Below are 16952 nucleotides of genomic sequence, written 5' to 3'. Positions count from 1 at the left end.
TGATTAGCGTTGATTTCTAAAATTAGCCTTTTCAAAATGGTCGTTTAAAAACTTATTTTTTGGAGGAACTACATGCAAACAGGTACAGTGAAATGGTTTAACGCGGACAAAGGATTTGGCTTTATCGAAACTGAAGAAGGAACAGACGTATTCGTTCATTTCAGTGCAATTCAAGGCGACGGTTTCAAAACATTGGATGAAGGACAACGCGTCCAATTCGAAGTAACTCAAGGTAACCGTGGTCCACAGGCTGAGAACGTTACTAAAGTTTAATTATATTAAAGCTGCCTTGTACAAGGCAGCTTTTTGTTTTATTACATCCAAAAACGAAAAGCGAGGTATGACAAATGGATAAAGAACAATTGATCACAGAAGTAGCCAAAAACGGCGGATTCTCTAAAAAGAACGCTGAAAAGGCCGTAACAGTTGTACTGGATTCAATTTTGGAAGCATTAAAAGAAGGCAAAGAGGTTCAACTGGTTGGATTCGGCAAATTCGAAGTGCGTAATCGTGAAGCACGTATGGGGAAAAGCCGTCGAACTGGTAAGGAAATTCAACTTCCAGCAGGTAAAGTTCCCGTATTCACTGCAGGATTAACCATGAAAGAAGCTTTAAACTAAACAGCAACAACAAGATTGGAAAAGAGGTTTTTATTCAAACACACAATGAACATTTTGATGTAAATTTCGTGTTTTCTACGGTTGATGATATCATTAACTTTTATTCCGGCAAGCAGACAAACCAGAATAACGCGGAAGATCACACCCATTCAACACCCCCATCAACAGAGTCTGCACAGACGCCACAACCACCCACTCGCTAAAACGAACCTTTCATCTTGGACAATAAGAAGCCCTGTTCCGCTCAAAACGGTCCAGGGCTTGATTTGTGTCAATCGAGCACCCAGGGAGAATGAATTTTGGGTACGTCATTGATTAATTGTTTGGTATAAGGATGCTCCGCATGGTGAATAACTTCCTCCGCTCTCCCCGCCTCCACCATTCGTCCATGCTCCATAATACAGATCGTGTCGCTCACATAATAAGCCAGACCCACGTCGTGCGTAATAAACACAATGGTCATGCGGTTTTCGTCGCGCAGCTTGAGCAGCATATCCAGAATCGTTGAACGCGAGCATGCATCCACCATGGACGTCGGTTCATCGGCGATCAACACCTTAGGATGCAGCATGAAAATGCGGGCAATCATGAGCCGTTGCATCTGTCCACCGGACAGTTCAAACGGATATTTGTTATATAACTCTTCGAACTTCAAGTTGACGAAAGAACAGGCTTCCTTCATTTTGGCATATTCCTCGTCCTTGTTCAGCTTCAATCCCTGAAGTTTGATACAGTCTACCAGCAGCTTTTCCACCCGGTGAAATACGTTGAACGAAGAGAACGGGTCCTGGAAAATGGCCTGGATATCCTTCCAATAGGCTTTACGCTCACGATACCGCTTCAGTTGTCTAGGCTTGCCATCGTATTCGATCGCTCCACCCGTTTCTTTGAGCAAGCCCATGATCATTTTCGCGAGTGTCGTCTTGCCACTGCCGCTCTCTCCGACAATGGAGATAATCTCCCCTTCATGAAAATCAAAGCTCACATCGTCCACCGCTGCCTTTTTGCGATTGCCTGTACCGTACACCTTGGTCAGATGGCGGCCGCTGATCAGTACCTTGCCCATCGCCATACTACCTCACTCCTTTCGGGGAGCCTTGATCCGAGCCCATTAAAACCCAGAGAGAATCGTTTCATTGGTCTGAACTATCATCTGTGGCAGTTCGAACATCTTGAATTTCATCTTTGTTTAAGCCGCTTTCCTCCTGATTTTGTTTCGTCTCCTGGGAATGTTCGTTAATGCTCTCCTGCTCAAAGTGACCGTCCTGCTCCTGCTCCCTGATCTGCTCCAGCATCTCCGGTGTCAGAAGACAGCGATATATGCGCCCATCGACTTGAATGTTCTCAATTTTCCCTTGGCGGCACTCGTCGGTCACCAGTGTACAGCGCTCTGCAAAGCGGCAGCCTTCCGGCACATTCTTCAGATTCGGTGGCGCACCGGGAATCGCCGCCAATTTATGCTCCTTCATACCTTCTTCCGGAACAATGATGGAACCCATCAGCTTGCGAGTGTACGGATGCAACGGATTGAAAATCATCTGCTCTGCAGTGCCTCGTTCCACAATCTCCCCGGCATACATCACCATAATTTCATCCGTGACATGGTACAGCAACGGCAGCTCATGTGTGATGAACACCAGTGATTTGATTACTTTGCGCTTCAACAAATCCTTCAACAGACGAATGACCGCCTTCTGGGAGGTTACATCCAGTGCCGAAGTAGGTTCATCCGCAATAAGCACATTGGGATTCAGAATCGTTGAGATAGCGATAACCGTTCGCTGCTTCATGCCGCCGGACAATTCATTTGGATACATATCCAGCACATCCGGCGACAGGTTCAGTGATTGGAAGCGCTCCGTAGCCATCTTTCGCACATCCGACCGTTTCATCTCCGGACGATGCTCCTTCATGATATCTTCAATAAACCTGATAATACGCAGCGTTGGGTTCAGTGCATTCATTGCTGCCTGCGGAATATAAGCAATTTCCTTGCCCAGAATGCGCGAACGAAGCTGTTCTTTGTTCAGCTGCATAATATCGGTACCATTGATGCGGATCGAACCACTGCCATAATGAAGCGGCGGGAAATAAAAGCCCATCAGGCTGAGCGCCAGCGTTGATTTTCCACAGCCCGATTCACCTGCAATGCCCAGCGTCTGCCCCTCTTTCAGTCCGAACTCCACCCCGTCGACGGCAAAGACGTTCTCCTTGAGCCGGGTACGGTAATAGGTTTTCAGACCGCTGACCTGAAGTATAGGTTGGTTCATGGCCTTAGCTCCTTATTTTCGGATTGAAAATTTCGTCCATGCCCGTATTCATCAGATAAAGCGAGAAGGTAATGACGGCAATCGCCAGCGCCGCAGGAATGAAAGCCCACCACGCCCCTGCTACCGGCGCTTCAAACACAAGTGCCCAGTTCATCAGAATGCCGAGCGAGATCGTATTATACGGCCCCAGTCCCAGCATGGAGATGGAAGCTTCGGACAGAATGCCCGATGCCGTCTGGAGCACAAAAGCCATCACCACATAAGACGCGATATACGGCAAAATCTCATGGATAATGATACGCGGCGTACTGTGTCCCGAAATTTTCGCAATATGCACATGATCCCGGCTGCGCAGAGATGTCGTCTGGGCTCGCACAGCCCGGGCCGTCCAAGGCCAGCTGGTTATACCGATAATGATCGCCGTTACCAGGGAACTGCGTGAATCAATGCTGACCGAGATCAAGATCAGGATGATGAACGAAGGAATAACAATGAAAATATTGGTGATCGCCGTCAGAAAGTTATCCAGCATTCCCCCGATGTATCCCGACACCAGGCCCATAACCAAACCGATAACGGTCGCAAACACACCTGCAATCAGCCCCACACGTACGGATGTCTGGATGCCATACATCAATTCAAGGAAGATGTCCCGTCCAAAATTGTCCGATCCTAATAACAGGCCATCCCCAGGTGGCTGGAACGCCATCGCAATCATCTCAAGGGGGTCACTGCGATTAATGAGCGGATAGATCGTAACCAAGAGCAGCATGCCGACAAAAGTCACCGCACCGATCATGAATTTGGGTGACTTCAGCAAAATAGAGATCGAATGCTTCATATCACTGTTCCTCCATTTGAGCGGCCTTGATGCGCGGGTCAATGAAGCCGTAGATGACATCAATGGTGAAATTCGCAAGCAATACAGCAATGGCAATCAGCAGCGTACACCCCGAGATTAGTGGGTAATCCAGCTGCCGTATAGCCGTGAACAACCATGTGCCGATGCCCGGATAACTGAAGACAATCTCACAGATGAGTGATCCGCCGACCATCGTACCGATGGAGAGCGCAAGTCCCGTAATTTGCGGCAGCATGGCGTTACGGAACACATAACGCGCAATTCGGCCGTCGCGAATACCCAACAGTTTGCTGTATAACACATAGTCTGAATTCAGCTCATAGATGGACATCTCCCGCATGCCAATGGCCTGACCACCAATGGTCACAAGCACAATGGAGAGAAACGGCAAGGTATGGTGACGAACCACGGACATGATGAAGTCGAAGCTCAGCTGTGGCACCATCTGGAAGTCATATCCGCCTGATAAAGGGAACCATTTTAGTGATAACGCAAAGACATACAGCATAATAATAGCCAGAGTAAAAAAAGGAATGGAATTGATAAACAATGCTACCGGAAACAGCACTTTATCAAAAACACCCTTCCGGTACGCTGCAATCGCACCGAGCAAATTACCAATGATCCAGCCGACCAGGATGGCCGGAAGTTGAAGCCCCACCGTCCAAGGGACGGCGGAGGCCAGAATGTCCGTCACAGGCTTCGGATACAGTCCAAAGGACGTGCCCAGATTGCCAGTGAAAAGATTTTTCAAATAGATGCCGAATTGGGTCCATAGTGGCTGATCAATGCCGAATTCAACCGTAAATGTCTCATACACCCGCTTGATGGAATCCGAGTCGGTCATCCCTGACGTCATTTTGGAAGCGATCATGCTCACCGGGTTACCTTCAATTAGTCTTGGCAAAATAAAATTCAGTCCGATGGCGATGACCAGGGTCAGGCCGTACCAGAATACTTTTTTGGCGACATATCTGGAATAGGCATTCATAGGATTTAGCACCCCCGAGTTTAGCGGATAAGGGCCTTATGTCTGAAGTGGCGTGTCACTTCATCATGTCCTGATTCAATATGAGTTCCTTAATTGTGGATCTGATATAATGCCTTAATACCTGCACCGTCCATCGAGATTTGCGGCGGAATGTTGGTTCCATCTCCTTCGGTCGGGAAACCTTTCCAGACTGATTCGTTCACCGTGTCAAACACCCATGGTCTGTACATCAGCGGAATGGAAGGGATATCTTTTAACCAGATCGTATTTAGTTCGGTATACAGTGACTTCAGCTTCGCCTCGTCAGACACAGATGGAATCTCTTCAATAATGGCGTCTGCACGGTCATTTTGATAACGTCCCCAGTTCCAGAATGCCATCTCACCCATTGGGGCAACCCCTTTGGAGTACATGATCGTCATCGCGCGGTTCCATGGCTGGCTTGGGCTGACCCCGCCTGCAGGTGTGTTCATGATGATATCGAATTTGCCGGTTTGCAGATCATTGGTCCATACCGGGGATTCCGGGAATTTGGTACGAATTTCAATCCCTATGGCCTTGGCGCTCTGTGCTACGATCTCCAGGGCAGCGTTCCAGTCAGACCAGCCGTAAGGACATTCAACCTCGAAAGGTCCGAGGCGTGTGCCGTTAAGAACACGGATGCCGTCTTTGCCTTTGGTTGCTCCAATCTTGTCGAGCAGAGCGTTGGCTCCTTCAATATCCATCGTCCACTGCAAAGACTTGATGGCATCTTGGTCAATATATTTGGACTCGGCGTCCGAGTTCAAGGTCAGGGAAGGCTGCATTGGTGCGGAATATCCGCTCATGGCCAGCTCCGAAATTTTTTCATAGTTGATGCTCATGGCTATTGCACGGCGAACGTCAGCGTTATCGAGTCCGGCTTTGGACAGATTGAAGAAAATGCTTGGCATGGAACCGGGCAGATAATACGGCGCATCCTTCAGATACGTTTTGACAGCAGCCCCGCCTTCCCACATCTTCCACACTTGAGGGATAAACTGCTGGGAGACGTCCACTTGCCCACTCTTGAACGCCAGATCTCCTGCGGCATTATCCTTGTAGATCACGTGGGTGATGTACTTCGGTGCAGGCAGCTTGCCGAACAATTTCTGTCCCCAGTAGTTGTCGTCACGGACAATCGTAATTTTCTGGTCGTTGTAAAAGTGAAGCTTATAGGCTCCGGTTCCCACCGGATTATCATTAACCTCTTTGCGAATCGCGGTCAGATCATTATTGTTCTTCTTCTCGATCTCTTCCCAGATATGCTTCGGCAGCATCGGAATGAGTTCAATGCTGTCCAGTACGGTCAGCTTGTTGGGGTTATCAGGATTCAGTTTAATTTCCACGGCCTGCGCTCCATCCGCTTTCACTTCACTGATGTAGGTCCAGAAGCTGCTCCAGTTGATATCGTATTTTTTGCCCAATTCATAGGTGTACACAACATCATCTGCTGTAAAAGCCGTTCCATCGCTCCACTTCGCATCCGCATTCAACTCAATGCGCAGCGTGGTTTCATCCGTCCATTCATACGAATTGCCTAAGAGAGGTTCAAGACCACCGTCCAGCTGGTTCACCATAAACAGTGTCTCGTACACCAGTTCCCTGGAGTTGCCGTAATTCACTGGAAATGCGGGATTTCCGCTCAACAGATTAAAGTTGGTTGGCGGCCCCCATTGCAGCCCATTGATATACAAGGTCTCATTACGTGGAGTTTCCTTGTTGGTCTGTGGTGCAGGTTCGTTCTGGGTTGTCGTGGTCGGTGTATCCACCGTCCCTTGTGGTTCGCTTACTGATGGTGGCTGAACACTTTGGCATCCGGCAAACAATGTGACCGACATGAACAGAGCGACGAGCGGTGTGGCAGCTCTTTTAAATCGCATTCTGAACCCCTCCGTGAATTCATATTGATGTTATTGGAAGCGCTTACTTAAAGTTATTCTATGACTTATCTCACACCAAACATTCCATCTCTTTTCTCAATTTTGAGACATTGTTTTTGCGGACAAACGAAATAACCACCTCCGCATAGGGCAGCTGGTTATTTACCGAATAATGATTACTGATCCACAGAAGGTCAAGAAGAACGGTTTACTTGACGTATCCATTACGAATGGCAAAGACGACCGCCTGTGTGCGGTCTTCCACCTGAATCTTTTGCAAAATACGATGCACATGCGTCTTGACCGTACTCTCTCCGATAAAAAGCTTGCGAGCAATCTCCTCATTTCGTAATCCATAGGCCATCTGCTGCAAAACCTCCAATTCCCGTCCGGTAAACGGTTCCGGCAATGGTTCGTTTGCTACCGTCTCCTTCACTGAATCCGAATGACTCGGGGTTGAACGAATGGCAAGACTGATTACCTTGGCTGCCACCGCCGTGCGGTAAATGGCTTCCCCTCGGTATGCAGCACGAACCGCATCAACGAGTTCATCCGGCGCCGCATCCTTGAGCAGATAACCAACAGCTCCGGCACGTATTCCTTTGTACACATAGTCCTCATGATCGAATGTGGTCAGGATGACCACTTTGCAGTCAGGCAGTATCTTCATTAGCTCCGCTGTCGCTTCCAGTCCGTCTCCTGCTTCCATCTGTACATCCATCAATACGACATGTGGACGAACCTCTGCTGCCAAACGGACTGCTTCATGTCCCCCGCCCGCTTCGCCTACCACTTCCATATCCTGCTGTGCATTAATAATAAAACGTAAGCCATGCCGGACCAGATGCTGGTCATCCACGAGGAGTACACGTATTTCCTGTATGTCCTGCTCCATTAGTGTTCATCACCTCCTATAATCTCCTTCACATCTTGAGGAATAGTCAGGGTTAACTTCATTCCATGTGGATAGACTGCATCAATGGATAAGGAACCGCCTGCCCTTTCACATCTTGCTCTCATACTTGATAGTCCGAAACCGGGAGAGATCGGATTTTCTTTGCGATACATTCCGTTATCTTCCACAATCATATGTAGCTGGTGCGCCTTCTCCAAGATGTCCACCTTCACTTGCGAAGCCTGGGCATGACGAATGATATTCGTTAACGCTTCCTGGAGTACACGATACAATAATTCAGACGTTTCTGGCGTCCAATGACTCGTCTGCTCTTGGGGGGTGAGTTTGATCGTGAAACCTGCCATCTCCCGTATCTCATTCACCAGACTCGTCAAGGCGACCAGCCCGAGGCCTGCTTCATTGCTGCCCATCTGATGAGCAACAGTTCGAACCTCCTGGAGACATTGTCGGACTACTTCAAGCACCGTACCCATCGCTTTGTCGGCTTCCGCTGCATCCATCTTCATCATATATGGCAATGCCTGAAGCTGAACAATAATGGAGGTCAATCGGTTGCCAACACTGTCGTGCAAATCCATCGAGATTCGACTTCGTTCTTCAAGTACGGCATACTGCATCAATCGCACGGTAGCCTGCTCCAACTCCTGATGTGTATCCTGAAGCTCCTGATGGGCCTGTGTCAGTTCAGCGTGCACCTTCTGCAATTCCTCATAATGTCGTTTGCTGTCCTGTCTGCTTTCCCGCCTGATTCTCGCAGCCCAGCATAGAATATAAGTTACAGCATGAGCCATCGAATATACCAGAATCTGATTGGCTTCGTATTCATCCATATAGAGAAGCGCTGCATTCCCGATGATGATAACGAATCCAAGCAACGAAGAACGATGTATAGGCAATTTTAACGCAGTATATCCGATGAGATAGAAGGTTAATTCAAATATGCGATACTCGGCCTCGAAGAACTGGGCATAGAGCAGCGTTACTATCCAAATCACCAATATTCCTAACGTTCGCATCCGCTCATTTCGAAGTGACTGTGGAACCCAAACCAACATAAGGTATGGTAGCCTAACGATCAATCCTGCAACCAACTCGGCCCACGCCAATTCTTTGAAGGGCTCGATCAGACTGTAAAGCAGCAGCAACGTTAAAATAATATCTGCGGTATGATCCAGTACCACCTTTTGAATCTGCATCCATTTTGAATCGTTCTGCATAGCCATCCTTTCCAATCCTAAAGTTTGAAACGATTATACACCTCTGCCTTGAAAGCGCTGGACTTTGGCATACAGAAAATAACGCCGGGCAGCGATGCTTCCCAGAGGTAGAAACAACAGAGCATTGCTCAGTGAAACCACCGTATGATGCACATCCCATTGGCTGGCAAGCTGTCTCAGCACCATAACTGCGATTAGAAGCACGCTGCTGGCAAGTGATCCCTTGGACATCATTTTGCCTGTAGTTGGATGGATTCGAAGCTGTTCCAGATGTACCCGCCACGCACCAATTCCACAACCTATAATGAGAAAAACAATATATAACAGAATGTTGCCCACTGTTAATGGTGTATTTACTACGCTCGACAGCACCCAATACGCAATGATCGCTGGCAAGACCCATAAACGGGATGTCTTCACTTCCTTCTCCCTTAGCGATAACAATAGAACAATGACGGCTACAATCATCAATATTCATCATGTTTTTTTCCTCACCTTCTCCACGTGTTCTCTGATCTACATTCAGTGTAGCCGAATTCAACGGGAGTTAAGTCCACCTATAGATGGATTGGCTCTCTTAACTTCTTCCATCCAGGGGCTTAGTGTGGGTATGCATGGTTCCATGAAATGTCATAATGATGAGCAAATGGAGTTCAAAATAAAAAAACTGGCTCCATAAGGAACCAGCGATAGTCTCGTTTTTTACATATCAATTCACGTACACCAACCTACCTGCTCTTCAGAAGCTCACGCAATGTCTGCGGATCGTATGTAGAGACCAGTCGTTCCAAATATGTGTCCAACCACACCTCATCCTGATCCCACCATTTCAGTTCCAGCAATAAAGCAATGATCTCGTCGTCGAAGCGCTTTTTGATTGGTTTGGCTGGATTGCCACCCACAATGGTGTAAGGCTCGATGTCCTTGGTGACTGTCGCATTGGAAGCGACGATGGCACCGTCTCCAATCTTGACACCCGGCATGATGGTTACATTTTGTCCAATCCAGACGTCATTGCCCAATACTGTGTCTCCCTTAAAAGGCAGCTGATCCAGCGTAGGAGTTACTCTCTCCCAACCACCACCAAAAATATTGAAGGGATACGTCGTCATGCCCTCCATCCGATGATTGGCACCATTCATAATGAATGTCACACCTTCGGCAATTGCACAGAATTTACCGATCACCAGACGATCACCCAGGAAATCATAATGATGCTGAATGCGGTCATAAAATTGCTCGGGTGGACGACTGTTGTCACTATAATACGTATAATCACCGATCAACACATTAGAGCGCGGCGGCAAATTTTGAATGTAACAAACGGTACGAATATTATCATTAGGGAAGAGTTTCGTTTTATCGGGAGCCATATGTGTTCCCTCCTTTTCCTCATTGTACCAAAAAGGGATTCGATCTGACCATCGAATCCCTTTTCTCGTTCTCCATAGAACAACGTTACTCTACCGGAGAAATTTCTTATTTAGATGTAAGTGTGACTTGTCCAGCCGTTTGATCCCAATCCACGGTCAGTCCCAGTCCTTCAGAGATGAAGCGTACCGGCACAAGTGTGCGACTATTCTTGATAATCGCTGGTGCATCGATTTCGAGCGTTTCACCATTCACCGTTGCCGTGCTGCTTCCGATCTGGAGCACAAGCGTCTGGTCATTCAGAACGGCTGTTACCGTTTTCGCTGTTTTGTCCCATGTTACTTCTGCACCCAAAGCTTCAAGGATGGCGTTCACGGGTACCATGACCCGGCCACTTTGCTCTAGCGGGTCCTGATCCGGGAACGTAATCGCTTTTCCATCAAGGGATACAGTAATTGCTTTCTCTGTTGTTCCTGTTCCGTTATCCGTGCCCGTATCTTCGGAAGTCTCAGGCAAAGGTGTTACTTCACGTCCAAGCTGCTCTTGCAGATTGGCAAGTCGGTTCAGGGCAAACGTCGTCAGCGATCCCGCTGCCATGGAGCCCATACCTCCGCCTCCGCCAAAGTTACCGCCAGGACGTGTCTGGGTATTGCCTGTGCTGTCTGTTGTTCCTGTTCCCGTTGTGCCATCCGGCGGTGTTGTACCATCGGGAGGTGTCATGCCTTCAAAACCTTCCGGAGGCGTCATACCTTCCATGCCCTCTGGTGGTGTCATGCCTTCGAATCCTTCTGGTGGTGTACCACCCATGCCACCCATACCGCCTGTTGCATCAGCGTTGGCAGAGTATGCAATGTTGGATTCAAACTGCTCAGTTGTGTAGAATTTCGTTGGATCTGCTTCTACATATGGACGAATGATATCAGCCAGACCTGTGATACGGTCCTGAATGCCTTCCATATAATCCGTCAACTCATTGACGTAGCTCAAGTATTTTTCCTTATACTCAGGCACGGCCAGCAGGTTGTTGATCATCGGTACATTTTCCATGCTAATGCCCAGTACTGGCTCGTCCACAGATACGTTCGTTGCGTTGGTGTTGGTCGTCGTTGATCCTGCTGTTCCACGTCCTCCTCCACCGGAGTATCCATTAAAGGACATGTTAAAGTCCCAAGGTACAACTGTGAATTTGCCAGCCGCATCGCCGTAGAGCATGTAGTTATGCCCTTTGTCGCCGCTATAGCTGTCATAGTTGCCAAAGACCATGTTGCCCGCGATATATTTCAGTGCCGAATCCACATCCAGCACACTCTCGATATCACCTTTTTCGCCTTCAGGCATGTCATTCAGCGTTTTGATGAAGTTTTTGAGTTTGGTTTTATTCTCGTCCGTACCCAAATCTTCGGTGATGGTGCTGTAGTCACTGCCTTCTAAATATTGCAGGTAACTCTTCTCATCCGTATCGTAGAGGACACCGTCCTCATAATCTTCACCGTAATTGCGTTCCAGGTAACTGTCATCTACTGCTTCGACCCCGGTATAGAAACCAACCAGTTCGCCGTTGATATACAGATTTACGTAGTTCGTCATCGGTACATCCATGCCAATGCTGCGCAGCGCTTCATAATGAAGAACTTCACGCATGTACGATGGATCGGCGTAGTTGTTGTTCAGGACCATTTTATCCAGACCGAGCAGGGATTGTGTTTTGTCGTATTTATCGAACTTCAGTCTGAAGCTGTAACGGTCGGAATCTTGCATCGAGGCTACGGATTTCAAAGTCAGATTACCCTTGGTGGAGAAACCAACGTTATCCAGCTTGTTGCCGTCCACTTCCACACTGACCTTCTTATAATCCTTATCCAGCGGGCTTTCGAGCATGCTCTTCCAGTCTGCATCATCAATCGTAACATTCACATCAATGACGTTGTCCGTTTGGAACAACGATTCATAGGCTTGCGCGACGCCTGTACTGCTCGTATCCTCAGCGGCAAACGCAGCGTTTGGGCTTCCTACCAAAGCAAAAGAAGATGTTGTTACCATCGTCACGGACAAGGCCGTTACTGCAACTTTACGTAGTAAACTATTCAAATGATGAATCCTCCTTCTTGATTTCTGTTAAGCACCTTAGGCTTATGAAACCATGGTAGAGGACAAACCTTTAATGAATCTTAAATCAATGATTCACAACAAAAAGTAGCCCATCAGGCTACATAAGCTGAACTATAAATGTTACACCTTATCACTCCGATTGCAGTATCATTTTCCGATCGCTCTTATCCCCAGATTTTCATCATTCCCTTTGTCCAAGGGAAAAAATCCGGTGATAAAGGCGAACGCTTCGCTTCTTCAAATTGGTTCTGCACTCTCCGTTTAAGTGTAAAATTGAGCTTCAACTTATATAGACGCCTGCCAGGCTACTTGTTCTGATCCTTTATAGCTCGGTAACGGTAACACCTGCTGCTTTGTAGTAGTCCTCATTCACATTGTTAAGAATGTTGGCCTTCATTCGAATGCCGACTCCGGCAAAGAGTCCGATTCCATTCGTGTTACCTTCGATTCGGTTATTTTCAATCAACACATTCTCGGGGTTTCCTTCGCCAATATTGCCCGCTCCAGCATCGCCTTTGTCGCGCTCAAGCCGCACGCCCCAGTAGCCGCTGGCAGTATTGTTACGGATCACATTGCCGCGTATTACTGTACCCGGTCCGTTCAGCACTTTGATTCCTGCCGCATCGGCAATCGTGGTTGTACTCTCGATGAGATTATTCTCGATTAATGTATCCGGGGTGCCCATGGTTACCGAAATGCCGATTTGGCTGTTTGTGATCGTGTTGTCATGAATGTAGTTCCCTTTGCCCGACTTGCTGTGGTTGCTGGGTGCTGAACCCCCTGTATTGCCAAGTCCGATCCCTGCGCCTGTCAGCACATCGGTAATGAAATTGCCTGAGATTTCATTCAAATACTCCAGTTCACCATGAAGATCAATAGCATCCAGCTTTGTTCCGTTAAATGTATTGCCACGCAGCACGTTGTTATGGGCAACAAACTGGATCAACGCTCCATGTCTGAGATAAGGTCCCTCAAACGTACTGTTCTCCACCACATTCCATATCGTATCATTGTCAAAGCCGAGCCGATCGGTCTTGGCCGTTCCCTGAATGGAAATTCCGTAGCCTGAACCCCCAGGGCCCAGATCTGTTGCATTACGGAATGTTGCATGCTTCACAACGACATCTCGGCTGTGTTCGATGCGGATAGCCATTCGTTTGAATTTCTCCACAATTACACCGTCGATCGTAATGTCATACGATGGTCCCTCACCATAATTGGCGATGTGGATCATGCTATCCGGCCCCCCTGCGGAGGGATTGTTGGATTTGTGATCGGTTGTGTAGCTGCCAGACCAGGATGATGTTATGGTCATGTTGGATACGAGAATGCTGTGCTGAGCCGATGCTTTCAGGACGGCGCTGCCCGTCACCTGATCCAGCGATGTCTTGAGCACGGTTCCTCCACTGCTCTCTCCTCTCAGGTTCACCCCGGATTTGAGCATCAGGTTGGTGGTTCCATCCGGCCCGGACAACAAATTGTACACTCCATTAGGCAAAAACACTTCATCACCAACGTTAGCCTCATCAATGGCGGCCTGTATTGCAGGTCGATCATCACTCGTATTATCAGCCAGATCTGCTCCGTAATCCCGTACATCAATCGTACGTCCGGTTACAGCATGAGGAGAATGGATAGTATGCGATGTTCCATCTGTCTCCGTCAGTCCTGGAGCGATAAAGGGCACCGTCCCTTCAGGTGGTTGTGGCTCAATGTACGGAATCAGGGCAACAGGCGTTCCTCCCCCTGCATAAGGAGCATACAGATGCACATCGGTCAGACTTGTATAAATACTGGAATCAGAATTGCCATGCCCAGTGATCCGTACATAACGTGCAGAAGTGTCCGGGATATCAAATGCCTGCATTTCTGTTGTATCCCCACTGCTTTCGCCATTGAATACCTGGGTCCAATGATTCCCGTCAACAGACGTTTCTACCTCAAAAAAGGTCTTCCTGACATCCCCTTTGTAAAAACCAATCCCAACATAGCCCACTTGCTGAGCCTGACCCAGATCAAACGTGATCCATTGCCCCTCTCCGGCAACAGACCAGCGTGTATAACTGTTATTGTCGATGGTATTGGTCGCCAGGTTGCCATCGCTACCGCTTGCCGAGACGAAAGCAACAGGCAAGGATGATACCGGAAAGGCAAGGGTGGTTATATCGGTTGATAAAGCACTGCTGACGTTTCCGGCTTCATCAATCGCCCTCACTTGAAACGTGTACGATGTTCCGGCTGCAAGTCCGCTGTCACGAAATGACTGTTTGCCTTGTTCAGCCAGCAAAACTCCATCCCGATAAATCCGGTAGGCAGATACAGCTGTATCATCGCTGGCCGCTGGCCATCTCAGTTCCGTAAAATCCGTTCCCCAGTTGCGAATCTCAAGTATAGCTCCCTGCTCCCATTCTGGTGACTGCGTGTCACTGCCTTCTTCGATTAAAGCAATGACCGATAACTGTGGACGCGGATTGCTCGTTCCGTTGGCTTCCTTGGTGTATACGTTCACGGAAACACCTGTTGATTCCGCATCTGCGAGCAAAAATGCAACCTGCCCCGCATCTGGACGACTCTTCACATAATCGGTTACATCCACTTCATAGACGGCTGGGCTTCCATTACGATCTGCCGTGACCTGGAATTTGCCAAGCAGCGAACTTTCGCTGAGACTTTGGACCGGAGCATTCGACCAGGTTAACGATGATTCGCTCCAGTCTGTTTCATCCAAACCGTAAAGAGACAACTCTGTATCGATATTCGATGTGCCTTTTTTGGCGGCAATCCGTAGTCGATACCGATCTCCTTCGGGCTCATTTCCGGACATATCAAATTTGAAATATACATATTTCTTGGTCGACGAAGTGGAAGAGATGCTTAGTAATCCGGTGCTGGAGCCCGTAGCCTGATTGAAATTCAAATCAGGCTTGCTGCTGTCAATCGCCGCATCGTCGCTTGGCAGCTTGCTGGCGATGACCTTTTCAATCAACGGTTTTTCTTCTCCCTCTTCTTCGGCTCCAGGCGAAGTGTCTTCGGGATTGCTTTTGAAAATAATGGGCTCCGTAACAATCCGGTTCTTCACATGTTCATCAAAGAAGGTCCATGCCTCCGCATTGGCAATCTCGGAAGCCGTCCCTGTAAATCCATGGCCCTGACCTGGTACGACTTTCATATCCACAATCGGGACACCCGCAGATTGAAGCTGTCCCGCGAAAGTAACACTGTCGGTGTAAGGAATGGTGGCATCAGCATCACCGTGCCGAATCCAGAACGGTGGATCATCCGGTGAAGCATACGTGCCCGGCATGGCAAGTCTGGCCTGCTCCGGAACATCGAACGGACGATGCCCGCCAAGCAGAGCTGTGACCGAGCTATAGTTATTGGCAAATGTCGTCGTAAAATCAGCGGGTCCGTACCAGTCGGCGACCGCCTGCACTTTGTCGGAATACTCAGGCCATCCGCCAGAACCTTCAAGATCAGGTACATCTACCGTCACCCCTGTATCGAGCTCTACAGTGTCACCAGCGACCATGTCTCCTGTTGTGCCGAGTAATGCAGCCAGATGGCCGCCCGCAGATGATCCCCAGACGCCGATGCGACTCGGGTCCAGATTGTACTGGGCTGCATGGGCCCGCAAATATCGGATAGCGAGCTTTACATCCTGAATCTGGGCAGGGAACGGCGCCTCAGGCGTCAGCCGGTAGTCCAGAGATACACCGATATAACCGCGTTTGAGTACATAATTGCATATGGAGTTTAATGCTTGCTTTCGATCCCCGTGATTCCATCCACCTCCATGGATATAGACCATGACCGGCATCGGTTCAGCTGCCGCTGTCTCGGGAACAGCAATGGATGAATAGATTGCTCGCCCACCAGCCGTGCCAATCTCCACATCTTCGTATAAAGTCACTCCTTGTGGGGGCGTAAACTCAGTATTCTCCTCTCCAGGCGGCACTGGGGATGGGGCAGGCGTTATACCGGGAATAGCCTGACCGTAAATGGCAACATTGTCGATATACATGTTGGCCTGCATGGCATCTCCTGTTCGAAAACGAATTTTCACTGTGCTGTTATTGTTCGCTTCCGAACCCAGCGTCCAGCTTTTTAGCGTATTCCCTTCCTTGTTCTTCACGTCAGGAGTACCCGGAGGAAGTTCAAATGTCTCCAGCGTTGCCCAGGAACTGCCTCCATCCTTCGACCATTCGATAATGATGCTTCCGCTTATATAGGACGACGCACGTGTGTAGTAGCTCAGCCGAATATTTCCGTATCCAGTCAGATCAAGTGGCAGCGCAAGTGCATCTGTTCCGTCAATCTTGATCATGTTGGGCAACGAGGGGGCGGTTGTGGAAGACGATGTTTTGGCCTTACTTCCACCTCCCCCTTCCTGCAGCCAGGGAGCTCTCAATGCAATTCCGCCTGTAGAGCCAAAATTGTCCGGATCATCAAAGTTTTCCGCGTAAATCTCCAGCTCTGGGCCCTCCGGATCTGGGATATTTTCTTCCTGTGTAGCATTGAAAATAGAGCTAGGATCAGCGTCTTCCATCGCCCGGACTTCATGCACGGGAACGGTAATACCGCTAATGAGTATGACAGACATGGCAACAAGTACAACACGCTTCTTCCACGTTTTGAACACGTCATTCACTTGTATCCCCTCCGTATTCAGCTGACTCACTACACTGGTTCCATCCC

At 48.6% G+C, this 16952-nt stretch carries 13 protein-coding genes; 2 read left to right on the top strand and 11 right to left on the bottom strand.

All coding sequences use genetic code 11. The annotated features are described in order from the left end of the window. The first annotated feature begins 72 nt into the window (after nt 1-72). Together HP548_RS28655 and HP548_RS28650 are read left to right on the top strand one after the other, a co-directional pair. Nucleotides 73-273, top strand: coding sequence for a cold-shock protein (locus tag HP548_RS28655; protein ID WP_062320808.1), 201 nt, complete (start codon nt 73-75; stop codon nt 271-273). Between the two features lie 74 nt (nt 274-347). Beyond that, nucleotides 348-620 carry an HU family DNA-binding protein gene (locus HP548_RS28650; RefSeq protein WP_053783990.1) on the top strand — a complete coding sequence of 91 codons (273 nt, stop codon included), beginning with the start codon at nt 348-350 and terminating at the stop codon, nt 618-620. A gap of 271 nt (nt 621-891) precedes the next feature. Here HP548_RS28650 and HP548_RS28645 read toward each other — a convergent pair whose 3' ends face one another. From HP548_RS28645 to HP548_RS28595, 11 genes are all read right to left on the bottom strand, one after another. Continuing rightward, on the bottom strand, nt 892-1692 hold the full coding sequence (locus HP548_RS28645) for an ABC transporter ATP-binding protein (protein WP_062320810.1): 801 nt from the start codon (nt 1690-1692) through the stop codon (nt 892-894). A 61-nt stretch (nt 1693-1753) separates the two neighbouring features. Beyond that, nucleotides 1754-2890 (bottom strand): ABC transporter ATP-binding protein, encoded by a 1137-nt coding sequence (locus tag HP548_RS28640; RefSeq protein ID WP_175383567.1) that lies wholly within the window; start codon nt 2888-2890, stop codon nt 1754-1756. Nucleotides 2891-2894: 4 nt separating this feature from the next. After that, nucleotides 2895-3731, bottom strand: coding sequence for an ABC transporter permease (locus HP548_RS28635; protein ID WP_063567844.1), 837 nt, complete (start codon nt 3729-3731; stop codon nt 2895-2897). 1 nt (nt 3732) lies between these two features. Then, a complete protein-coding gene (locus tag HP548_RS28630) occupies nt 3733-4743 on the bottom strand; it encodes an ABC transporter permease (RefSeq protein WP_063567843.1) in 1011 nt (336 codons plus the stop codon). 89 nt (nt 4744-4832) lie between these two features. Then, nucleotides 4833-6644 (bottom strand): ABC transporter substrate-binding protein, encoded by a 1812-nt coding sequence (locus HP548_RS28625; RefSeq protein WP_099855589.1) that lies wholly within the window; start codon nt 6642-6644, stop codon nt 4833-4835. A 208-nt stretch (nt 6645-6852) separates the two neighbouring features. Continuing rightward, nucleotides 6853-7539: a response regulator transcription factor gene (locus tag HP548_RS28620; RefSeq protein ID WP_099855587.1), complete on the bottom strand. Its 687-nt coding sequence runs from the start codon at nt 7537-7539 to the stop codon at nt 6853-6855. Continuing rightward, entirely contained in the window at nt 7539-8756 is a 1218-nt protein-coding gene (locus HP548_RS28615) for a sensor histidine kinase (protein WP_175383566.1), read from the bottom strand. The genes HP548_RS28620 and HP548_RS28615 overlap by 1 nt, the downstream gene beginning before the upstream one ends. A 54-nt stretch (nt 8757-8810) precedes the next feature. After that, nucleotides 8811-9245 carry a hypothetical protein gene (locus HP548_RS28610; protein ID WP_175383565.1) on the bottom strand — a complete coding sequence of 145 codons (435 nt, stop codon included), beginning with the start codon at nt 9243-9245 and terminating at the stop codon, nt 8811-8813. Nucleotides 9246-9505: 260 nt separating this feature from the next. Further along, nucleotides 9506-10150 carry a Vat family streptogramin A O-acetyltransferase gene (locus HP548_RS28605; RefSeq protein ID WP_175383564.1) on the bottom strand — a complete coding sequence of 215 codons (645 nt, stop codon included), beginning with the start codon at nt 10148-10150 and terminating at the stop codon, nt 9506-9508. A gap of 106 nt (nt 10151-10256) precedes the next feature. After that, nucleotides 10257-12236 (bottom strand): CotH kinase family protein, encoded by a 1980-nt coding sequence (locus tag HP548_RS28600; RefSeq protein ID WP_175383563.1) that lies wholly within the window; start codon nt 12234-12236, stop codon nt 10257-10259. A gap of 343 nt (nt 12237-12579) precedes the next feature. Further along, nucleotides 12580-16935: an alpha/beta hydrolase fold domain-containing protein gene (locus HP548_RS28595; RefSeq protein ID WP_343054947.1), complete on the bottom strand. Its 4356-nt coding sequence runs from the start codon at nt 16933-16935 to the stop codon at nt 12580-12582. Nucleotides 16936-16952: the final 17 nt, after the last annotated feature.

Source organism: Paenibacillus taichungensis, assembly GCF_013359905.1.
GTDB lineage: Bacteria > Bacillota > Bacilli > Paenibacillales > Paenibacillaceae > Paenibacillus > Paenibacillus taichungensis.
This window is presented reverse-complemented; position numbering and strand designations above follow the sequence as displayed.

Coding starts and splice junctions, on each gene's coding strand:
- HP548_RS28620 (WP_099855587.1), bottom strand. CDS start 7,539: ATGGAGCAGGACATACAGGAAATACGTGTACTCCTCGTGGATGACCAG.
- HP548_RS28640 (WP_175383567.1), bottom strand. CDS start 2,890: ATGAACCAACCTATACTTCAGGTCAGCGGTCTGAAAACCTATTACCGT.
- HP548_RS28625 (WP_099855589.1), bottom strand. CDS start 6,644: ATGCGATTTAAAAGAGCTGCCACACCGCTCGTCGCTCTGTTCATGTCG.
- HP548_RS28635 (WP_063567844.1), bottom strand. CDS start 3,731: ATGAAGCATTCGATCTCTATTTTGCTGAAGTCACCCAAATTCATGATC.
- HP548_RS28650 (WP_053783990.1), top strand. CDS start 348: ATGGATAAAGAACAATTGATCACAGAAGTAGCCAAAAACGGCGGATTC.
- HP548_RS28605 (WP_175383564.1), bottom strand. CDS start 10,150: ATGGCTCCCGATAAAACGAAACTCTTCCCTAATGATAATATTCGTACC.
- HP548_RS28630 (WP_063567843.1), bottom strand. CDS start 4,743: ATGAATGCCTATTCCAGATATGTCGCCAAAAAAGTATTCTGGTACGGC.
- HP548_RS28615 (WP_175383566.1), bottom strand. CDS start 8,756: ATGCAGATTCAAAAGGTGGTACTGGATCATACCGCAGATATTATTTTA.
- HP548_RS28655 (WP_062320808.1), top strand. CDS start 73: ATGCAAACAGGTACAGTGAAATGGTTTAACGCGGACAAAGGATTTGGC.
- HP548_RS28645 (WP_062320810.1), bottom strand. CDS start 1,692: ATGGCGATGGGCAAGGTACTGATCAGCGGCCGCCATCTGACCAAGGTG.
- HP548_RS28610 (WP_175383565.1), bottom strand. CDS start 9,245: ATGATTGTAGCCGTCATTGTTCTATTGTTATCGCTAAGGGAGAAGGAA.